17 protein-coding genes are annotated in these 14684 nt (G+C 63.6%); 9 read left to right on the forward strand and 8 right to left on the reverse strand.

Annotated elements, in window-relative coordinates:
* Positions 1 to 50: 50 nt before the first annotated feature.
* Positions 51 to 659 carry a TetR/AcrR family transcriptional regulator gene (locus H146_RS0105045; RefSeq protein WP_019950776.1) on the reverse strand — a complete coding sequence of 203 codons (609 nt, stop codon included), beginning with the start codon at positions 657 to 659 and terminating at the stop codon, positions 51 to 53.
* A gap of 168 nt (positions 660 to 827) precedes the next feature.
* Here H146_RS0105045 and H146_RS0105050 point away from each other — a divergent pair, with 168 nt between their 5' ends.
* The 3 genes from H146_RS0105050 (at position 828) to H146_RS0105060 (ending at position 2055) form a co-directional block, all read left to right on the forward strand.
* The gene (locus H146_RS0105050; RefSeq protein WP_019950777.1) at positions 828 to 1244 is read left to right on the forward strand and encodes a RidA family protein; all 417 of its coding nucleotides are present in this window, start codon (positions 828 to 830) and stop codon (positions 1242 to 1244) included.
* A gap of 149 nt (positions 1245 to 1393) precedes the next feature.
* Positions 1394 to 1636, forward strand: coding sequence for a FitA-like ribbon-helix-helix domain-containing protein (locus H146_RS0105055; RefSeq protein ID WP_019950778.1), 243 nt, complete (start codon positions 1394 to 1396; stop codon positions 1634 to 1636).
* The gene (locus H146_RS0105060; RefSeq protein ID WP_019950779.1) at positions 1633 to 2055 is read left to right on the forward strand and encodes a type II toxin-antitoxin system VapC family toxin; all 423 of its coding nucleotides are present in this window, start codon (positions 1633 to 1635) and stop codon (positions 2053 to 2055) included. The genes H146_RS0105055 and H146_RS0105060 overlap by 4 nt, the downstream gene beginning before the upstream one ends.
* A gap of 19 nt (positions 2056 to 2074) precedes the next feature.
* On the opposite strand, the gene H146_RS0105065 is transcribed toward H146_RS0105060, so the two are convergent.
* Positions 2075 to 2962 (reverse strand): LysR family transcriptional regulator, encoded by an 888-nt coding sequence (locus tag H146_RS0105065; protein WP_019950780.1) that lies wholly within the window; start codon positions 2960 to 2962, stop codon positions 2075 to 2077.
* 129 nt (positions 2963 to 3091) lie between these two features.
* Here H146_RS0105065 and H146_RS0105070 point away from each other — a divergent pair, with 129 nt between their 5' ends.
* The 3 genes from H146_RS0105070 to oadA all read left to right on the forward strand — a co-directional run bounded on the left by H146_RS0105070 (position 3092) and on the right by oadA (position 6760).
* Positions 3092 to 4036, forward strand: a complete 945-nt coding sequence (locus H146_RS0105070; protein ID WP_019950781.1) for an alpha/beta hydrolase — start codon at positions 3092 to 3094, stop codon at positions 4034 to 4036.
* A gap of 77 nt (positions 4037 to 4113) precedes the next feature.
* Positions 4114 to 4767: an NADPH-dependent F420 reductase gene (locus H146_RS0105075; protein WP_019950782.1), complete on the forward strand. Its 654-nt coding sequence runs from the start codon at positions 4114 to 4116 to the stop codon at positions 4765 to 4767.
* Between the two features lie 178 nt (positions 4768 to 4945).
* Positions 4946 to 6760, forward strand: a complete 1815-nt coding sequence (gene oadA, locus H146_RS0105080; RefSeq protein WP_019950783.1) for a sodium-extruding oxaloacetate decarboxylase subunit alpha — start codon at positions 4946 to 4948, stop codon at positions 6758 to 6760.
* An 82-nt stretch (positions 6761 to 6842) separates the two neighbouring features.
* On the opposite strand, the gene H146_RS0105085 is transcribed toward oadA, so the two are convergent.
* The 5 genes from H146_RS0105085 to H146_RS0105105 all read right to left on the reverse strand — a co-directional run bounded on the left by H146_RS0105085 (position 6843) and on the right by H146_RS0105105 (position 11558).
* Positions 6843 to 8147, reverse strand: a complete 1305-nt coding sequence (locus tag H146_RS0105085) for a TRAP transporter large permease (RefSeq protein WP_019950784.1) — start codon at positions 8145 to 8147, stop codon at positions 6843 to 6845.
* A 53-nt stretch (positions 8148 to 8200) separates the two neighbouring features.
* Positions 8201 to 8761 carry a TRAP transporter small permease gene (locus tag H146_RS0105090; RefSeq protein ID WP_019950785.1) on the reverse strand — a complete coding sequence of 187 codons (561 nt, stop codon included), beginning with the start codon at positions 8759 to 8761 and terminating at the stop codon, positions 8201 to 8203.
* 74 nt (positions 8762 to 8835) lie between these two features.
* Complete coding sequence (locus tag H146_RS0105095; RefSeq protein WP_019950786.1) at positions 8836 to 9831, reverse strand: TRAP transporter substrate-binding protein; 996 nt, start codon at positions 9829 to 9831, stop codon at positions 8836 to 8838.
* Between the two features lie 77 nt (positions 9832 to 9908).
* Positions 9909 to 10856, reverse strand: a complete 948-nt coding sequence (locus tag H146_RS0105100) for a LysR family transcriptional regulator (protein WP_019950787.1) — start codon at positions 10854 to 10856, stop codon at positions 9909 to 9911.
* 267 nt (positions 10857 to 11123) lie between these two features.
* Positions 11124 to 11558: a VOC family protein gene (locus H146_RS0105105; protein WP_019950788.1), complete on the reverse strand. Its 435-nt coding sequence runs from the start codon at positions 11556 to 11558 to the stop codon at positions 11124 to 11126.
* A 281-nt stretch (positions 11559 to 11839) separates the two neighbouring features.
* On the opposite strand from H146_RS0105105, the gene H146_RS0105110 reads away from it, so the two are divergent.
* Genes H146_RS0105110 through H146_RS0105120 form a run of 3 tightly spaced genes read left to right on the forward strand, consistent with a single transcriptional unit; the run spans position 11840 to position 14227 of the window.
* Complete coding sequence (locus tag H146_RS0105110) at positions 11840 to 12592, forward strand: 5-oxoprolinase subunit PxpA (protein ID WP_019950789.1); 753 nt, start codon at positions 11840 to 11842, stop codon at positions 12590 to 12592.
* The gene (pxpB, locus tag H146_RS0105115; RefSeq protein WP_019950790.1) at positions 12589 to 13296 is read left to right on the forward strand and encodes a 5-oxoprolinase subunit PxpB; all 708 of its coding nucleotides are present in this window, start codon (positions 12589 to 12591) and stop codon (positions 13294 to 13296) included. The genes H146_RS0105110 and pxpB overlap by 4 nt, the downstream gene beginning before the upstream one ends.
* Positions 13297 to 13312: 16 nt before the next feature.
* On the forward strand, positions 13313 to 14227 hold the full coding sequence (locus tag H146_RS0105120) for a 5-oxoprolinase subunit C family protein (RefSeq protein ID WP_019950791.1): 915 nt from the start codon (positions 13313 to 13315) through the stop codon (positions 14225 to 14227).
* A gap of 45 nt (positions 14228 to 14272) precedes the next feature.
* On the opposite strand, the gene H146_RS0105125 is transcribed toward H146_RS0105120, so the two are convergent.
* Positions 14273 to 14668: a VOC family protein gene (locus H146_RS0105125; protein WP_019950792.1), complete on the reverse strand. Its 396-nt coding sequence runs from the start codon at positions 14666 to 14668 to the stop codon at positions 14273 to 14275.
* Positions 14669 to 14684 lie beyond the last annotated feature (16 nt).

Here is a 14684-nt window from a genome sequence, read left to right on the forward strand (position 1 = left end):
AAGTGGTCGATCTGGCCAGGACCAACTGGCCGTGGCGGCGCAAGAAATAGTTAGTACTCTGTGGTGGATGAATCGCGCGTCAGCAGCCCCGAGGCCAGCTGACGGAACGCATCGGTTGCTCTCTCCAGCACGTCGGCATCATCGCTGGCGGCGACCCAGAGCGCGGCGTTGAGCGCCGCGCCATTGACCAGCCGGGCGGCGGCTTCCACGTCCACCGGCTTGACGACTCCTTCCCTGCTCAACGTTTCCAGCGTCGTCATCGTCGCCAGCAGGCAGCGGTTCTGGCTCGGCCACTGGGAGGGATCTCCCAGTACCGCCGGGCCATCCAGCAGCACGATGCGCTGGATCTCGGGATCGCGCGCCAGCTCGATGTAGGCGCCGCCCTCAGCCAGCAGTCCCTCCCAGGCGTTCGTATGGCGCTGCCCGATCTCGTGGGCACGGGCGGCCATCTCGCTGTCGAGCCGGTCGACCACGGCAGCGAGCAGACCCCGCTTGTCGCCGAAGTGATGATAGAGCGCGCCACGGGTCAGGCCCGCGCGGGCGGTGAGTTCATCCATCGAGGCGCCGGCGTAGCCCTTCTCGGCGAAGGCTGCTCGCGCGGCATCGATCAACCTGGCGCGGGTCTCTTCCAGCATCTCGGCGCGACGGCGTCGGGCCATGGTGTCTCCTGTCTTCAAAGCGGAATTCACGCTGCAGAGAGTATCGCAGGGTAGAAAAAAATGGCATACGCGGCGTATCTCTATTTGACATACACCCCGTATGTGTCATTAATATACCCCTCGTATGTCAATGAACTCGCGCGTAGCGCTTCCCCAAGGAGTCAAATCATGTTGCAAGCTCAGCCTGACCAGTCGCCGCAGCCGGTCTTTCCGGCCAACCGTAGCGCACTCTACGAGAAGCACGGCTACTCGGCCGCGATTCGCTCCGGCGACCTGCTGTTCGTCTCCGGTCAGGTCGGTGGCCGGGAGGACGGCTCGCCGGAGCCCGATTTCGAACGCCAGGTCGCGCTCGCCTTCGACAATCTAAAAGCGGTGCTTGCCGCCGCCGGCTGCGGGCTGGAGGATCTCGTCGACGTCACGACATTCCATACCGATCCGGAGCATCAGTTGGATGCGGTGTTGGCGGCCAAGTCGCGCCACTTCCCGGCGCCGCCCTATCCCAACTGGACCGCCGTGGGCGTGACCTGGCTGGCCGGGTTCGATTTCGAGATCAAGGTGGTGGCGCGAATCCCCTGCGATGGCTGATGCCGGCGGCCTCGCAATCAAAAACGCCCCGCGATGGCGGGGCGGGATAGAAGACCATCATATCCTTTAAACGCTAGCTGCCATGCATAGGCGTACTCGTCGTTCTTTTGATAGCATTGATAGCATTGTAATCACAAGGAGGGTCTGGCATGGCTTCGATCACGATCCGCAACCTGGATGAGCAGTTAAAAGCTCAGCTTCGTATGGAGGCGGCCAGGCATGGTCGTTCCATGGAAGAGGAGGTTCGCATCATTTTGCGTAGTGCCTTGAACCAGACTCAGGCAAAGGGGTTGGGGAGTCGCATACGTGAGCGATTTGCAGACGCGGGGGGCATCGAACTGGAAGTACCGCCCAGGTCTGATAAGCCTCGTGATCCGGGCTGCGGCACATGATTATTCTCGATACCAACGTGCTATCCGAGCTGATGCGGCCTGTGCCAGATGCTCGGGTTGCCGACTGGCTGGATAGGCAGGATGCTATTTCCGTGACAATTTCCTCTATTACAGTCGCTGAAATTCTTTATGGCATCGAACGCCTGCCCAACGGCAGGCGTAAGCGTGGTTTTGCAGCCATGGCGGCGGCTATGTTCGAGGAAGACTTCTCTGGACGCATCCTGTCATTGGATAGCGGGTCTGCGATTCACTACGCAGAGCAGGTTGCTGCCAGCGAGAGTGCAGGAAGGCAGGTTCACATGGCTGATGCCCAGATTGCGGCTATCTGCATCCAGTATGAAGCGGTATTGGCGACACGCAACGTAAAGGATTTCGAGACGTTGAGTGTGAAGACGATCAATCCCTGGGAAATGGGATGATATCGGTACACTATCTCCATCACCCCCGCAGCGCCTCCAGCACCACGCGAAAGGCCGCGGTATGCTGGCGTCGGCTGGGGTAATACAGATGATGGCCGGTGAAGGGCTCGGACCACTCGGCCAATACCTCGCACAGCTCGCCGCGCTGAATCGGCGCTGCCACCAGGCCGTCGGGCAGCTGCGCCAGGCCCACGCCGGCGAGACAGGCGTCCAGTATCTGCACCACGCTGTTCATGATCAGCGGACCGCTGACGCGGACGCGAAACTCGTCCTCGCCGCTGCCGAATTCCCAGGCAAACAGCCCGCCATGAGTGGGCAGGCGCAGGTTGATGCAGCGGTGAGTGGTCAGTTCTTGCGGCGTTTGCGGTGCGCCGTGGCGGGCGAGATAGGCCGGCGCGGCAACGGTGACAAGGCGCATTGCCGGGCCGATGGGCACGGCGATCATGTCGGCGTCGATGGTGCCGCCCAGCCTTACGCCGGCGTCGTAGCGCGTGGCGACGATATCGGTCAGACCGTAGTCGGTACTCAGTTCGATCGTAATGTCGGGATGGGTGTCCCACAGCGTTTTCAGCCTGGGCCACAGCACGTAACGGGCGGCGAATTCGTCGGCGTTGATGCGAACTGTGCCGGTGGGGCGTTCGCGGAAGTCGACGACCTCGCTGACGTGGGTCTCGATGGCATCGAGCAGCGGCGCGATTTCGCGCAGCAGCTTTTCGCCGGCTTCGGTATGGGTGACGCTGCGCGTGGTGCGTGTCAGCAGGCGCACACCGAGGCGCTCTTCCAGTGCACGGATGGTCTGGCTGACCGCCGAGGGCGAGACACCGAGCTGCGCCGCCGCACGGGTGAAGTTACCCTCGCGGCCGACAGTGACGAAAACCGCCAGGTCGTTGAGATGCTGCGCTGCCATTGTGAAGCTCTGCTTAAAACTGTAATTAGCATTATACCCATAAAACCGTTAATCCATCCTTGCTATCTTGTCGATATCGAGGCGCTTTGGCCTCTTGAGACAGGCAATCCAATCCCGAGGAGGATGGCAATGGACGACTATATCTTTACCCTCAGTGACAGGGTGGTGCGTCAGCCGGTCACTTATGAAAACCGCTTCGGCATCGCGCTGTCCGGTGATCTTTACGTTTCGAAGGATTTCGATGAAAGCGGTTCACTGCCGGCGCTGGTGGTCGGTGCTCCCTACGGCGGTGTAAAGGAGCAGGGTCCGGGTATCTACGCCAACGAGCTGGCGCAGCGCGGCTATGTGGTGCTGACCTTTGACCCCTCCTATAACGGCTATTCGGAAGGCGTCCCCCGTCGCATCTCCTCGCCGGAGCTCTTCGTCGAGGATTTTCACGCCGGCGTCGACTTTCTGGGCAATCTCGAGGGGGTCGATCGCGAACGTATCGGCGTTATCGGTATCTGCGGCTCGGGCGGCTTCGGGCTGAGTGCGGCGCAGGTCGATCCGCGTATCAGGGCGGTGGCCACGGTCAGCATGTACGATATTTCGCGCATGCACGCCGAGGGGTTCGCCGGCAGTCTGGATGAAAAAACGCGCAGGGCGAATCTCGACATGATGGCGCGCCAGCGCTGGGAGGACGCCGCCAGCGGCCGGCCGAAGCTCTCGCCGCGCGGCTCACCGCTGCAGATCGACGAAGAGACGCCGGCCATTGGCTGCGAGTTCGGTGAGTTCTATTCGCGTCCGCGCGGCTATCATCCCAACTCCACCACCCAGTTCACCCTGAGTTCGTCGATGGCGTTCATGAACTTCCCGATGCTGGACAAGCTGTCGTGGATTGCGCCGCGGCCGATTCTGCTGGTGATGGGGGAGGAGGCGCATTCGCGCTACTTCAGCGAAGACATTTACGCCGCGGCTGCCGAGCCTAAAGAACTTTATGTGGTCCCCGCAGCCAACCACGTCGACCTGTACGACAGAACCGACCTGATTCCCTTCGACAAGCTGGTCGATTTTTTCAATGACGCGCTGAGATAATCGTTTTGATCGCAGGTGGGCGATTATCCTGATGGCGGCACGCAATCCAAAGGTGTTTCACCCACAGGGAGGTGGTCATGAAAATCGGTATTCTGGGGTGTGGCCTGATGGGCGGCAAGCTGGGCGTACTGTTCGCCCGCGCTGGCCATGAGGTGATGTTCAGCTACTCAAGGCGTCAGGCAAAGCTCGATGATCTGGTGCGCCGGGGCGGCGCAACGGCGCGCAGCGGCACCCCCGCTCAGGCGGTGGCCGAGGCGGCGGTGATTCTGCTGGCGGTGCACTGGTCGCGGCTCGACGACGTACTCGCGCAGGCCGGCAACCTCGACGGCAAAACGGTGGTGACCTGCTGCGTACCGCTCAGCGATGACGACTCGGCGCTGGTGGTTGGCCACAGCGACTCCGGTGCCGAGCAGATCGCCCGTAAACTGCCCGGCGCGCGAGTGGCGGCGGCGTTTCAGACCACGCCCAGCGAGGTATTCGCGGAAGTCTTCGCCGCCCGTGAACGCGCGGTGAAGGCAAGCTGTGTCTACTGCAGCGATGACCCTGAAGCCGGACGTGCAGCGGCGCAGCTGCTCGAGATCATCGGCTTCGAGCCGGTGGATGCCGGGGCGCTGCGCAACGCGCGCTACACCGAGCCCTTTGCACTGCTGACCGCGCAGCTCGCTTACGGCACCGGCAACGGCCCCGAATGGGCCTACCGCTTTGGCCGCTTCGACACGCTGGTGGGTTGAGCACGCTCAAGCGGGCCAGGAACGCTGCAGGCGGCGCGAGGATGGCTGACGCCTCCCGCCTGCGCGCGGTAGCCAACAGGACACTTATACCCGGTATCACGAATGCCGATTGGACGCTCGCCGGGACCCTTTATAGAGTGGTGTTATCGAACACCCAACAATGACAAGGGCCGCCGCCATGACCACCCGCCAACCGCTGGGCATCACTGATGTGGTGCTGCGCGATGCGCACCAGTCGCTGCTTGCCACCCGAATGCGCCTCGAGGATATGCTGCCGATCGCCGAAAAGCTGGATCGGGTCGGCTTCTGGTCGCTGGAAACCTGGGGCGGCGCTACCTTCGATGCCTGTATTCGTTACCTGGGGGAGGATCCCTGGGCGCGGGTCCGCGCCCTCAGGGAGATGATGCCCAACACGCCGCAGCAGATGCTGCTGCGCGGTCAGAATCTGCTCGGCTACCGCCACTACGCCGATGACGTGGTCGACCGCTTCGTCGAGCGGGCAAGGGTCAACGGGATCGATGTGTTTCGCGTCTTCGATGCCCTCAACGACCCGCGCAACCTCGAACGGGCGCTGGCGGCGGTCATCAAACAGGGCGGTCACGCCCAGGGTACGCTCTCCTACACGGTCAGCCCGGTGCACAGCATGGACGGCTGGGTCGAGCTGGCGCAGCGTCTCGAGTCGATGGGCGTGCACTCGGTGGCGATCAAGGATATGGCCGGGCTGCTGACGCCCTACACCGCTTTCGAGCTGGTCACCAGGCTCAAAAAGACGCTATCGGTGCCGGTTCACCTGCACTGCCACGCCACTACCGGGCTCTCGACCGCCACCATCGTCAAGGCGGTGGAGGCGGGGGTCGATAACGTCGACAGCGCCATTTCGTCGATGTCGATGACCTACGGCCACACCCCCACCGAGTCGATAGTGGCGATCCTGCAGGAGAGCGAGCGCGATACCGGGCTGGACCTGGTGCTGCTGGAGGAGATTGCCGACTGGTTTCGCCGCGTGCGCAAAAAATACGCCGCCTTCGAGGGCTCGCTGCGCGGTATCGACGGCCGCATTCTGCTCGCCCAGGTGCCGGGCGGCATGCTCACCAACATGGAAAATCAGCTTCGCGAGCAGAACGCTGCGGACCGCATGGACGAGGTGCTCGAGGAGATCCCGAAGGTGCGCGAGGAGCTGGGCCATGTGCCGCTGGTGACCCCCACATCGCAGATTGTCGGCACCCAGTCGGTCATCAACGTGCTGACCGGCGAGCGCTACAAGTCCATCTCGAAGGAGGTGCAGGCGCTGCTCAAAGGGGAGTATGGCGCTACGCCGGCGCCGGTCGATGAGCAGCTGCAGCAGCGTGTGCTGGAGGGCGGCAGGCCGATCACCGAACGTCCCGCCGATGCCCTCGAACCGGAGATGGACGAACTGGCAGCGCAGCTCAGAGAGAAGGCCGGCGACAAGAGTATTCGCCTCGAGGAGGGCGAGCGCGAGATCGACGACGTGCTGACCTACGCGCTCTTTCCGCAGATCGGGCTGAAGTTTCTCACCCAGCGCGATAATCCGGACGCCTTCGAACCGGCACCGGGGCGCGAACCGGCGCAGCAGGGCGAAGACGACCCCCGGGCACACCAGCAGGGTGAGCAGGGCGCTTCAGAAGGTGCAGACAGCGTAGCGGTAAGCGTCACCGTCAACGGGCGTCGCTACAGTTTCGAGGTGGGCGGCGGCGATGCACCGCCGGTTGATCGCGAGACGTCGTCGGGCACGGCCGGTGAGGAGGGCGATACCGCGCCGGGCCGGGCGCTGACCGCGCCGCTGAGCGGCAATATCTTCAAGATCGAGGTGCAGGAGGGGGACGAGGTCGCCGAGGGCGAGGTGGTGATGATCCTCGAGGCGATGAAGATGGAGACCGAGGTGCGCGCCGACGCCAGCGGTCGGGTGGCATCGCTGGCGGTGGCGGAAGGTGACAGCGTCAGCGTCGGTGACAGGCTGTTGACGCTCGAATAGTCGCGCCCCGGCTGCCCGGAATCAAAAGGCCCCGCAGGTCACGAGCTGATCTGCGGGGCCTTGCGGTTGGTAGCGCCGAGCGTCAGCCGCTCATTGCCTGCGGCAGATAGAGCGCGATGCCCGGAAACATCGTCAGCAGCACGATCGACAGCACCATCAGCAGGAAAAACGGCAGGGTAGCGCTGGCGATAGTGAGGATATCGCGGTGGGTCAGGCCCTGGATCACGAACAGATTGAAGCCTACCGGCGGCGTGATCTGCGACATCTCGACCACGATGATCAGATAGATACCGAACCAGATCAGGTCGAAACCGGCACTCTGGATCAGCGGCATCATGATCGAGGTGACCAGCAGGATCAGCGAGATGCCGTCGAGAAAACAGCCCAGTACCAGCAGAAACAGGGTCAGCACGACCAATAGGGCGATCGGCGAGAGCCCCATGTCGGTAATGGCGTTGGCCAGCCCGCGGGGCAGACCGGTGAAGCTCATCGCCGAGGAGAGAAAGGAGGCGCCGGCGATGATGAAGGCGATCATGCAGGAGGTGCGCAGCGCGGCCATCAGCGAGTCGCGAAAGATGTGGCGGTCGAAGTGGCCGTTGGCGCGCGCCACCAGCATCGACAGCACCACGCCGGAGGCGGCGGCCTCGGTGGGCGAGGCGAAGCCCCCGTAGATGCTGCCCAGAATACCGCCGATCAGCGCCAGCAGCGGAATCAGTTGCAGGCTGTCGCGCAGCTTCTGCGCCAGCGTGGTGGCGCCCTCATCGCGTCCGGCGCTGCCGCGGCGGTTGCCGACCAGCAGCGCCCACACCACCAGGTAGAGCATGAATAGCGCCAGCAACAGCAGGCCGGGGCCGATACCGGCGATAAAAAGCCGCGAAATCGACTGCTCGGTGACCACCCCGTAGACGATCATGACGATCGAGGGCGGAATCAGCAGGCCCAGCGTCGAGGCGCTGGCCAGCGTACCGATCGCCTGACGGCTGTCATAGCCGCGCCGTTCCAGCTCCGGCAGCGACATCTTGCCCACCGTAGCGCAGGTGGCCGAGGAGGAGCCGCACACCGCGGCGAACAGACCGCTGCCGATAATATTGGAGTGCAGCAGTCGCCCCGGCAGGCGGTTGAGCCAGGGGGCCAGGGCACGAAACATATTGTCCGCCAGGCCGGAGCGAAACAGCACCTCGCCCATCCATACGAACATCGGCAGTGCGGTCAGCTCCCAGCCGTAGCTGGCGCCCCAGAAGTCGGAAGCGAGGATGGGGCCGGGGGCAAAACCGGTAAAGGTCGACAGCGCGATCCAGCCGGTGCCCAGCAGGGCAAGGGCGATCCAGAGGCCGCTGCCCAGCAGTACGGCCAGTGACGCAATGGTGACGAGACTGAGGGTCAGCACGGGAAGAGTCTCCGAAAATCACAATGGTGAGGTCTGCTCAAGGCAACAGGCGCCTATTCGCTGATCGCGTCGCTCTGCTCCGGCGGCACGTAGCGCCCGGGTTCGCGAAACGCCGTGCGCAGCGTCATGATCAGCGCCTCGGCGATGGCGATCGCCAGCAGCGCGACGCCGACGATCAGCACCGTCTGGGGAATCCACAGCGGTATCGCCAGTAGTCCCGAGGAGACATCGTTGAATTCGATGCTCTCCCGCACCAGCACGATCAGCTCCCATGTCAGCACCAGGCTCAGCAGCAGGGCGATTGCCAGGCAGATCGATTCGCTCCAGACCCGCACCCTGGGGGGCAGGCGCGAGACGACCAGGGTGACGCGAATATGGGCGTAATGCACGAAGGTGTAGGCCAGCGCCAGGCCGCTGGCGCCGACCAGCAGATAGGCGGCGATCTCCGAAAGGCCGGAGATTTCCAGGCCCAGCCGGCTCTGGCCCAGGGTTACCAGCACGCCATCCAGCACTCGCGCCAGTACCTGCAGAGTAACCAGCGTGCAGATCGCCAGCATGCACAACGCTGCGCCCCAGGCGCCAAGGTCATAGAGCTTGCGCAGTCGAAAGGTCATGGTTGTCTCTCCGGACAGAGGGGAGAGGCGCACCGCCTGAGAGCTGTCGAGGCGGTGCGCCCGTGGTGGCCGCCTTACTGGGCGCTCTCCTGCTGGCGATACTCGGAGAGAATCTCGAGCGCCGGTTCATCGGCGCGCTGACGCCAGCCTTCTACCAGCTCATCGCCGGCGGCCTTGAGAGCCGCGGCCAGCTCGCCCTCGGGTTCGCTGATGGTCATGCCATGCTCCCGCAACGCCTCGGCGCTGGACGCCTGATCCTCGCGGCTCATCTGCCAGCCGCGCTCCTCGGCGCGCGCCGCGGCTTCCATCAGCGCCTGCTGGGTGCTGTCGTCGAGACGGTCAAAGGCGCGCTGATTGACGAACACGATGTTCTTGGGGAACCAGAGATTGGCATCGGTGTAGTCGGAGACGTAGTCCCAGGCGGACATGGCGTTGCCGGTAGAGACCGAGGTGATCATGCCGTCGACGCGGCCGGTACTGAAGGCGGTGGGAATATCCGACTCCTCGGTTTCGGTAGGAATGCCGCCGAGGTTCTCGATATAGCGCTGGGTGTTGATGTTGGGGGCGCGCATGCGCAGCCCTTCCAACTGAGCCGGGTCGGTCAGCTCGAAATCGGTGTAGATGCCCTGGGAGGGCCAGGGGACCGAAAACAGCGGCTTGAGCCCCTGTTCAGCGAACATCCCGGTGATCACCGGCTTCGATACTTCCCACAGGGTGTGGGCCTGTTCGTAGCTGTTGGCCAGCCCCGGCAGGGTGTCGATCTCGTAGACCGGCGATTCGTTGGAGAGCGTCGACATGAAGACTTCGCCGGCCTGCACCGTGCCGCGGCGCACCGAGGGCTTGATCTCGGAGTGACCGATCAGCGAGCCGCCGCTGTGCACGGTGATCTGCAGCTCCCCGTTGGTGGCTTCGCTGACGTCCTCGGCGAACTGCTTGATGTTTTTGGTATGAAAGCTGACATCGCCGTAGGGCGTGGCCATGTTCCACTGCTGAGCCGCCTGGGCCGGCAGCGTCACAGCGAGAGCGCCGGCCGCGACGGCCGCTGCGAGAGTAGTCAAACGTACGGACATGATGGTGAACCTCATGTTGTTATTGAAGTCAGGGGGTTGCCGTATTTTTCGGCGATGTGTCATGAGCCGTCAAATGGTTAATTCTTATGCACGATATCGGCGTCGGTTTTAGCTCTGGGCAGCAGGGCGTCGTCGGCGTGCTGCTCGCTGTAGGCGTTGGCGCACGCCTGCGCCAGTGCACAGACGTCGTGGCTGAAGCCGGAGTAGCTGGTGGCGCGCCAGATCACCTTGTAAACCATGGGCGGCAGCGGCGCGGGCAGTTCGAGCTGTAAAAGCTCGCCCTGTCTGACCTGTTCAGCGATCGTGGCGACCGGCAGCACACCGATGCCCAGCCCCTCGGCGCTCATCCGGGCGATGGTCATCAGGGTGCTGGCGCTGTGAATGCGGGGCGCTTCGAAGCCCTGCTCGCCGAGCCAGCCGACCAGCTCGCCCCAGGGCCGCGCCTGACGGCTGAAGGAGATGAAGGGCAGGGCGTTGAGCCCGTCGCGACGCAGAATTTCAAGGTGTCGCGGGGCGACGAACATGCCCATCTCGTAGCTGTCCAGCGGCGCCTGCTCGATGTTGATCCCGGGCGGTATGCCATCCATGGCGAACAGCATGTCGAGGTCGTTGTCGATCAGGCGCTGATGCAGCAGCGGCGACATATCCACCGTCAGCTCTATTGTCAGCCGTGGGTGACGCTCGGCGAGGCGGCCCATGAAATCGGCAAACCAGCTGTTGGCAATGGTCTCGACAATGCCCAGCCGCAGCGTGCCGGTGAACTCATCGGCATTGTGAAACAGCTGCAGCGCCTCCTCGCGGCCCGCCAGCAAACGCTCGGCGTGGATATGGAACTCGCGCCCGCGCAGGGTGGGTTGAATGGGCCGCTCGCTGCGCTCCAGCAGCGGCTCACCTACCGCTGCCTCGAGCCGATTGATGCGGTCGGAAATGGAGGGCTGCGTCAGATGCAGCCGCTCGGCTACCTTGCTGAAGGATCCCAGCCGCACGACCCACACAAAGGCTTCAAGCTCCTTGAAATCAAACACGTTCGTGCTCCCGGGTTGGGGAACCACGGCATAAATGCCTGCACGAGCGAATGGCTACGTTGCGCGGTACTGGTGCGCCAGCCCGGTCGAAGACTCGCCTAACCCCATGTTATGTCTCGCGTGACGCGTTGCCTTCGGCAACTTGCCCTGACGGGCCGCCCTGCGGGCGTTCTCTACGCGTTGCTTCGAGTCTGCGTTCCGTGCGCCTTGCCCTTCATCTCGTTCGGCGATTTATTCAGCGCTTCCCTGGCGACGGTCAGGGCGCTTTTATTTACGGAAAAGCTGGCCTTCGCGATCCTGAAACGCCTTGAATTCCAGCGCATTGCCGGAAGGGTCGTAAAAGAACATGGTGGCCTGCTCGCCGGGTTCGCCCTTGAAGCGAATGTAGGGTTCGATCTCGAATTCAATGCCGTTATCGCGCAGTTTGTCGGCCAGCTGCTGCCAGGCGCCCATCTCCAGCACGATACCGAAATGGGGAACCGGTACGCCGTGGCCATCCACCGGGTTCTTGTGGCTGGAGACCGGGTTGTCCTTCAGTGCCGGGTTGAGGTGGCAGACAAACTGGTGACCATAGAGGTTGAAGTCGACCCAGCTCTCCGATGAGCGGCCTTCGGGGCAGCCCATGAATTCGCCATAAAAACGCCGTGCTTCTTCGATATCGCGGACCTGGACGGCAAGATGAAAAGGATCGCTGACGGCCATGACAGGAGACTCCATTGAGCGGGTTGAAAAGGACTGAAGGCAGTGATTCTTCTCCCGGCGCGGCCTGGACGTCAACCTGTCTGATGCAAAAAAATGCCGAAAAAAGATTCCCTTATATGCAGTATCGCCAAAAACGATTGGCGCCACCCTGAAGACTCTTTTAAATTGTTTTAAAAGCGATGAAACAATCAATAATTATGCCGGCGTCAAGGTAAAAGAAAATTGCCTCGGCAGTTCATTGCGCCACCAGACTATTCATGACAGTAGAGAGGATGAGAGCCATGCCGGTTCCACTACTCAACTGCGATATGGGCGAGAGCTTCGGCAACTGGAAGATGGGCCTTGACGAAGAGGTCATGGCCTGGATCGACTGCGCCAATATCGCCTGCGGTTTTCACGCCTCCGACCCCGGCATTATGCGCCATACGGCGGCACTGGCACTGCGCCATGGTGTCGAGATCGGCGCGCACCCCGCCTATCCTGATCTACAGGGCTTTGGCCGCCGTTCGATGACGTGCACGCCGGCAGAAGTCGAGGCTATGCTGCTTTATCAGGTAGGTGCGCTGGAGGCGATCTGCCGCGCCGAGGGCGGCCGGGTCAGCTACGTCAAGCCGCACGGCGCCCTCTATCAGGACATGACTCGCGACCCCGAGCTGCTGCGCGCCATCATGCGCGCCATTCACGCCCTCGATGCGCGCCTGCCACTGCTGGTGATGGCCACCGCCGATACCGGCGCGGTGCGCGCCATGGCCGAAGAGGAGGGCATCAGCCTGCGCTTTGAGTCCTTCGCCGATCGCGCCTATGACGCCGAGGGGCTGCTGGTATCGCGACGCCTGCCGGGAGCGGTGCATCATGACCGCGAGGTAATCGTCGACCAGGCGCTCAGGCTGGCGCGCGGCGAGGCGCTGGAGACTATCGACGGGCACTCGCTGGTGCTGGCCTCCGATACGCTCTGCGTCCACGGCGACAACGCCGAGTCGGTGGCTGCGGTGCGCGCCATCCGCGAAGCCTTCAACGCAATGGCGACATCATGACCCCGCGTATCGAAACGGTCAGCATGGACAGCCTGATTGTGCGCCTTTTCGATCATATCGACGAACGCCATATGCCCTGGCTGATGGCGGCCGAGCGCGCCCTGCGCCAGGCGCTGCAGGAGGTGCTGATCGATCTGGTGCCCTCCTATACCACTTTGCTGGTGCACATCGATGCCACCAGGCTGTCGCTGGCCGAGGCGCGCCGGCGCGTTGCCGCCGCCCTCGAAGGGCTGGCGCCGCTGGAGCAGGCCGAGGGGCGTCACCACATCATTCCCGTCTGGTACGACCACAGCGTCGGCCCCGAGCTTGGCCGTATCGCCGAGCGCGCCGGTATCGACTGCGACGAACTGATCCGCCGTCACAGCGGCCGCGACTACTGCGTCTTTGCGCTGGGGTTCGCGCCGGGCTACGGCTTCATGGGGCTGGTCGAGGAGGCGCTGGCCACGCCACGTCTGCAGACCCCGCGCCAGCGCGTGCCGAAGGGCAGCGTGGCGATTGCCGAGCGCCAGACGGCGGTTTACCCCATGCGCTCGCCGGGCGGCTGGAATCTCATCGGGCGCACTGCGGTCGAGCTTTTTGATCGCGACAGCGACGGTTACAGCCTGCTGCGGCCCGGTGACCGAGTACGCTTCGAAGCGGTGGATCGCGACACTTTCGTGACCGCGGGGGGCGATCCCACGCCGCTTGAGGAGCGCGCCTCATGAGGGAGCTGATGAACCGATGAAGGAACTGACCGTAGAGCGTGCCGGACCGCTGGCGCTGGTGCAGGATGGCGGCCGCTTCGGCGTGCGCCACCTGGGCGTGACCCAGGGGGGCGCCATGGACCCGGTGTCGATGGGCTGGGCCAACTGGCTGCTGGGCAATGATCCCGGCGCCGCAGCGCTGGAGATAAGCCTTGGCGGTCTGACGCTGCGCGCCGGCGCCGATGGCTGGCTGGCGCTGTCAGGCGCCGACCTTGACGCCCGCCTTGATGACGAACCGCTGTCCCGCAACGCCGCCTTTGCCATCCGCGCCGGGCAACGCCTCAGCTTCGGGCATCCGGTGAAGGGCGTGCGTGCCTATCTGGCGGTCGCGGGGGGGATTGCCGGTTCACCCACCCTGGGTAGCCTGGCCTGCGTGGTGCGCGAGGGCCTGGGCGGTGCTGACGGCGAGGGCCGGGCGCTGGCGCAGGGCGATGTCATTCGCTGGCAGGGCGATACCGACAGCCCCCGACAGCTGCCCAATGAGATTCGCATGCCGCTCGACATGCCGCCCGAACTGGCGCTGATCCAGGGGGCGCAGAGCGATTACTTCGCGGCGGCCAGCCTGTTCGATGCCTTCAACAGCGACTGGCAGGTTGATAGCCGCGCCGACCGCATGGGCATTCGCCTGCGCGGTCCGCAGCTCGACTGTCGGCTGAGCGGCATGGTGTCGGAGGGGATTCCGCTGGGCGCCGTTCAGGTACCCGCCGACGGCCAGCCGATCGTGCTGATGAACGACCGCCAGACGGTGGGCGGCTACCCGCGGCTGGGGGCACTGTCGCCGCTGGCCTGCGCCAGGCTGGCGCAGTGTGCACCCGGTGAGAGGGTGCGTATGCTGCCGACCACGCCGGAGCGGGCGAGGGAGGCCTGGCGGCGTCAGTTGAAGTGCTGGTAGCTGCGCCGCCGATATCCTCACTCGGTTGCAGAATCAGTTGCAACGTCAGTTGCTGAATCGGTCGTGGCAGACACAGCACAGCTTGTTGCCGTCCGGATCGCGCAGGTAGGCCCCGTAGAAGTAGTCGTGATACTGCGGACGCAGCTCTGGTGCCCCCTCGTCGCTGCCACCCGACAAAAGGCCGGCCTGATAGAAGCGATCGACGGTTTCATGGTCATGGGCATTGAAGGCCACCATGGTGCCGTTTCCCTGACTGGCTGAATCGCCGTCGAAGGGCGCGCAGACGATGAACAGAAGCTTTACCTGAGGGGCGCTATAGCTGAGCCAGGGGTGATCGCAGGGGGACCTGTCGCGATACAGGCCCAGCTCGGCCAGTACCGGATCGTAAAATTCCTGTGCCCGATCAAGATCGTTGCTGCCCACCATGATGTGACTGAGCATTTCCTTTTGCTTCCTC

Origin of the sequence: Kushneria aurantia DSM 21353, from assembly GCF_000382245.1 — a bacterium.
Lineage (GTDB): Bacteria > Pseudomonadota > Gammaproteobacteria > Pseudomonadales > Halomonadaceae > Kushneria > Kushneria aurantia.

What these genes read in the sequence shown, in the direction of transcription:
- H146_RS0105045 (WP_019950776.1), bottom strand. Translation starts at nt 659, where the DNA reads ATGGCCCGACGCCGTCGCGCCGAGATGCTGGAAGAGACCCGCGCCAGG.
- H146_RS0105055 (WP_019950778.1), top strand. Translation starts at nt 1,394, where the DNA reads ATGGCTTCGATCACGATCCGCAACCTGGATGAGCAGTTAAAAGCTCAG.
- H146_RS0105050 (WP_019950777.1), top strand. Translation starts at nt 828, where the DNA reads ATGTTGCAAGCTCAGCCTGACCAGTCGCCGCAGCCGGTCTTTCCGGCC.
- H146_RS0105090 (WP_019950785.1), bottom strand. Translation starts at nt 8,761, where the DNA reads ATGACCTTTCGACTGCGCAAGCTCTATGACCTTGGCGCCTGGGGCGCA.
- H146_RS0105095 (WP_019950786.1), bottom strand. Translation starts at nt 9,831, where the DNA reads ATGTCCGTACGTTTGACTACTCTCGCAGCGGCCGTCGCGGCCGGCGCT.
- H146_RS0105075 (WP_019950782.1), top strand. Translation starts at nt 4,114, where the DNA reads ATGAAAATCGGTATTCTGGGGTGTGGCCTGATGGGCGGCAAGCTGGGC.
- H146_RS0105105 (WP_019950788.1), bottom strand. Translation starts at nt 11,558, where the DNA reads ATGGCCGTCAGCGATCCTTTTCATCTTGCCGTCCAGGTCCGCGATATC.
- H146_RS0105110 (WP_019950789.1), top strand. Translation starts at nt 11,840, where the DNA reads ATGCCGGTTCCACTACTCAACTGCGATATGGGCGAGAGCTTCGGCAAC.
- H146_RS0105070 (WP_019950781.1), top strand. Translation starts at nt 3,092, where the DNA reads ATGGACGACTATATCTTTACCCTCAGTGACAGGGTGGTGCGTCAGCCG.
- H146_RS0105060 (WP_019950779.1), top strand. Translation starts at nt 1,633, where the DNA reads ATGATTATTCTCGATACCAACGTGCTATCCGAGCTGATGCGGCCTGTG.
- oadA (WP_019950783.1), top strand. Translation starts at nt 4,946, where the DNA reads ATGACCACCCGCCAACCGCTGGGCATCACTGATGTGGTGCTGCGCGAT.
- H146_RS0105125 (WP_019950792.1), bottom strand. Translation starts at nt 14,668, where the DNA reads ATGCTCAGTCACATCATGGTGGGCAGCAACGATCTTGATCGGGCACAG.
- H146_RS0105120 (WP_019950791.1), top strand. Translation starts at nt 13,313, where the DNA reads ATGAAGGAACTGACCGTAGAGCGTGCCGGACCGCTGGCGCTGGTGCAG.
- pxpB (WP_019950790.1), top strand. Translation starts at nt 12,589, where the DNA reads ATGACCCCGCGTATCGAAACGGTCAGCATGGACAGCCTGATTGTGCGC.
- H146_RS0105065 (WP_019950780.1), bottom strand. Translation starts at nt 2,962, where the DNA reads ATGGCAGCGCAGCATCTCAACGACCTGGCGGTTTTCGTCACTGTCGGC.